The sequence below is a fragment of the uncultured Methanobrevibacter sp. genome, from assembly GCF_937898925.1.
Lineage (GTDB): Archaea > Methanobacteriota > Methanobacteria > Methanobacteriales > Methanobacteriaceae > Methanobrevibacter.
The window spans coordinates 1-2,827 of sequence record NZ_CALDKF010000026.1; the positions used below are offsets into that span (position 1 = coordinate 1).

Below are 2,827 nucleotides of genomic sequence, written 5' to 3' on the forward strand. Positions count from 1 at the left end.
ACTAATGTGTAAGTTCCTCTACGAGTATCCATCTTCACTTCAAAACCTAAATCATTGGACTTTAATGTGGAGTAATTGTTATTTGATCTGCGAATGCTTACTGTAGCCCTTTTATTGACTGCACCTGCAATAGCCGGTTCATCATAAACTACTGAATGCTCACCGAAAAGAATTGTCTTTCCTGGTGCAGAAGCTACTGATATATGTCTCATAATAATTCTCCTAATTCTTTTAATTAATCCAATATTCGATTTTGAAATTCTTTTTAATTATATAAAATTTAATATATTTATAAATTTATCTTAAATAGTATAAAAAGTATACTATAGATATGGAAAGGAATATTGAAAAAGAATGTTACAATTGCAAATATTTGGAGTTTGACACAGACTTATGCACCCAATTCTTTTGCAGATATCATGAAAAGCTGACAAAACAAGACGATAGCTGTAGCAATTGGGTAAAAAAGTGAAAAAATAAGATGAGAAAAATAAACTGATGAAAAAAATAAAAAAAATAAAAAATAGAGAAATATAATAAAAATTGCTTTTTTTAATTTCTTTCTATTACTTCTATCTTATATCCATCTGGATCAGTTATGAAATAGTATTTTTCACTGTCGTCTTCATATAAGCTTTTTAAAGGACCTACTTCATATCCTGCATTGATATGCTCCTCTCTAACCGCTTCAATATCCTTTACAAGAACTGCAAGATGCCCGTATCCTGTACCTATTTCATAAGGAACTTCAGGATTATAATTATAAGTAAGCTCCAATTCAAAATGAGATTGGCCATCAGTCAAATAGACCAATGTGAATTTGCCTTCAGGCTTATCCACTCTTCTATTCTCTTTCATTCCCAATGCTTCATCATAAAACTTCAATGAACGTTCAAGGTCAAAGACTCTAATCATTTCATGTATCATCATACAATTTGCCATGATATCACCTTATTATAATTTAATTTGAGAATATAATAAGTTTTCCATATTTTTTTATATTGTACATTTTTATATGAGAAAATTGTATTAAAAATAAAAATATTAAAATTTATTAGTTGTTTGTTTAGATATTCTCTTTTTAGAATTTGATAAAAAATAAGGTTTTGAGACGGTTATAAAGAAAAATAATGAAAAAGTTAAAAATTTAAAGCTTTAATCTTTATTAAAAATTACAGATCTTACCTTGCTTGAAAACTCTTTAGGGCTTATGCCTGCAGTTCTCCAAATAAAGAATTCCATAATCAAAAACGTTGCGAATAGCCAAATAAATCCAAAAATCCAATTCATAAGAACAGTTATTCCTGACTCAATTAGAAAAATAATGCATAAAATAGAAAATACTGCATAAACTTCCCCTGTAATCATTCCAGGAGTATAAGGCCTTTCCAGTTTTGCAAGTTTAATTCCCATTATATGTATAAAACCTTCAAATACCCCAAGAAGCAATACTGCACAGGATAAAAAGAGAGCATTTGGAAAAATTAATGCCAAACATGTTATAGCAAAAATGAAAATATCGGGTTTAGCATACATGTCATGAAGGTCTATATTGGAAAGGTCTAATTGCCATATCCTTGACATTAGTTCAAAAAATCCTCCTGGAAAACGCTGTTCTTCCCATTCATGCAATGTTACGATACATGTTGCAATTATGATTATTTTTTGAATTATAAGAAGACTATTCCACATTAGCAATCCGATGACCAATAACAAAATAGCATATGCGGTTAAGCAATACAAACTGTATTTATTGAAATTTTTCATATTTTTGCCGCCAAAACGCAAACTTTTTTTAGAAATTAATTTTTTTAACTTCTCTTTAGAAGATGATATTGAAGAAAATCTAATACCATACACCAGAACCATAACCGACTACAGATGCATAATCCAAAGTTATGTCACCACTTGTTGTATGCTGTAAAAGTTCGAAGTTTTTCTGACCTAATTTTTTAGAAAATTCCATACTTACCATAGTTGGACCGTATCCACATATAGTAATTTGTTCATTTTTTACAACTTGATAGAGCCCTTCAGTATTTGCATTGAACACTTCATTAAACACAAGGTTGTCATGTTCAATGGTCTTTTCCTGAGACTTAAAATGAGATAAATCAGTACTATCAATCAAAGTGATTTTTCTCCCCAAGTTTTGGCTAGATTCATAGATGGAATTTGCCAAATCTTTAGATGTTTCAACAGATTGGTCCATCATGCAGATTGGAACTATCTTGAAGTTGCTGTCAAAGTACTTTAGGAATGGGAGTTGAACTTCACAGCTATGTTCTTGAAGATGTGCCTTGAAATCAGCCTTAGCGAAATTGGAGTTCTTGATGATTTCATCTGCAAGTTCATTGTCTACATCACAAACCCCATTTGGCACTACCCATGAACCTTCATTATATACAGAAACCTCTTCTCCAAAGCCAGTATGGTTAGGGCAAAGGATTACGAATGTTTCAGGATACCCGTCCTGAACTAATTTAGAATAAGCATGAGCTGCAGTTGGGCCAGAATAAACATAGCCTGCATGTGGAACCATAATTGCATTTACCTGTTTTTCCTTATTTATTCTTGATAATTTAGGTACTTCTCCAGGCCCTAACCTATGTTTAAAACAGTCTTCAATGGATTCTCTCAAGTATTTTACATTACCTTCATAAAATTTGTTAGCAACTATAGGTTCTCTAATCATATTTTTACCTCCAGATTTTATCTACTTTATAGTCACTGAAATCATATATTCTCATATAAAAAAGAGAAGAAAAAAAGGGATGAAATGAATCATCCCTTTAAAGGACACACTAGTCCTCTTCTATTAAAGATT

Annotated in this window: 4 protein-coding genes and 1 pseudogene; 1 reads left to right on the forward strand and 4 read right to left on the reverse strand. The window is 31.0% G+C overall.

Annotated elements, in window-relative coordinates; translation table 11 throughout:
• Positions 1-212: pseudogene (locus Q0409_RS01865) on the reverse strand (mevalonate kinase); the annotation flags it as partial.
• A 119-nt stretch (positions 213-331) separates the two neighbouring features.
• On the opposite strand from Q0409_RS01865, the gene Q0409_RS01870 reads away from it, so the two are divergent.
• A complete protein-coding gene (locus Q0409_RS01870) occupies positions 332-472 on the forward strand; it encodes a hypothetical protein (protein ID WP_298534480.1) in 141 nt (46 codons plus the stop codon).
• Positions 473-552: 80 nt separating this feature from the next.
• On the opposite strand, the gene Q0409_RS01875 is transcribed toward Q0409_RS01870, so the two are convergent.
• The 3 genes from Q0409_RS01875 to amrB form a co-directional block, all read right to left on the reverse strand.
• On the reverse strand, positions 553-942 hold the full coding sequence (locus Q0409_RS01875; RefSeq protein WP_298534483.1) for a VOC family protein: 390 nt from the start codon (positions 940-942) through the stop codon (positions 553-555).
• Between the two features lie 213 nt (positions 943-1,155).
• Complete coding sequence (locus Q0409_RS01880) at positions 1,156-1,869, reverse strand: HXXEE domain-containing protein (protein ID WP_298534486.1); 714 nt, start codon at positions 1,867-1,869, stop codon at positions 1,156-1,158.
• On the reverse strand, positions 1,847-2,695 hold the full coding sequence (amrB, locus tag Q0409_RS01885; protein WP_298534489.1) for an AmmeMemoRadiSam system protein B: 849 nt from the start codon (positions 2,693-2,695) through the stop codon (positions 1,847-1,849). The genes Q0409_RS01880 and amrB overlap by 23 nt, the downstream gene beginning before the upstream one ends.
• Between the last annotated feature and the right edge of the window lie 132 nt (positions 2,696-2,827).

Bases quoted from the DNA above. Each gene is read 5' to 3' on its own strand.
- Q0409_RS01870 (WP_298534480.1), top strand. From the start codon at position 332: ATGGAAAGGAATATTGAAAAAGAATGTTACAATTGCAAATATTTGGAG.
- amrB (WP_298534489.1), bottom strand. From the start codon at position 2,695: ATGATTAGAGAACCTATAGTTGCTAACAAATTTTATGAAGGTAATGTA.
- Q0409_RS01875 (WP_298534483.1), bottom strand. From the start codon at position 942: ATGGCAAATTGTATGATGATACATGAAATGATTAGAGTCTTTGACCTT.
- Q0409_RS01880 (WP_298534486.1), bottom strand. From the start codon at position 1,869: ATGGTTCTGGTGTATGGTATTAGATTTTCTTCAATATCATCTTCTAAA.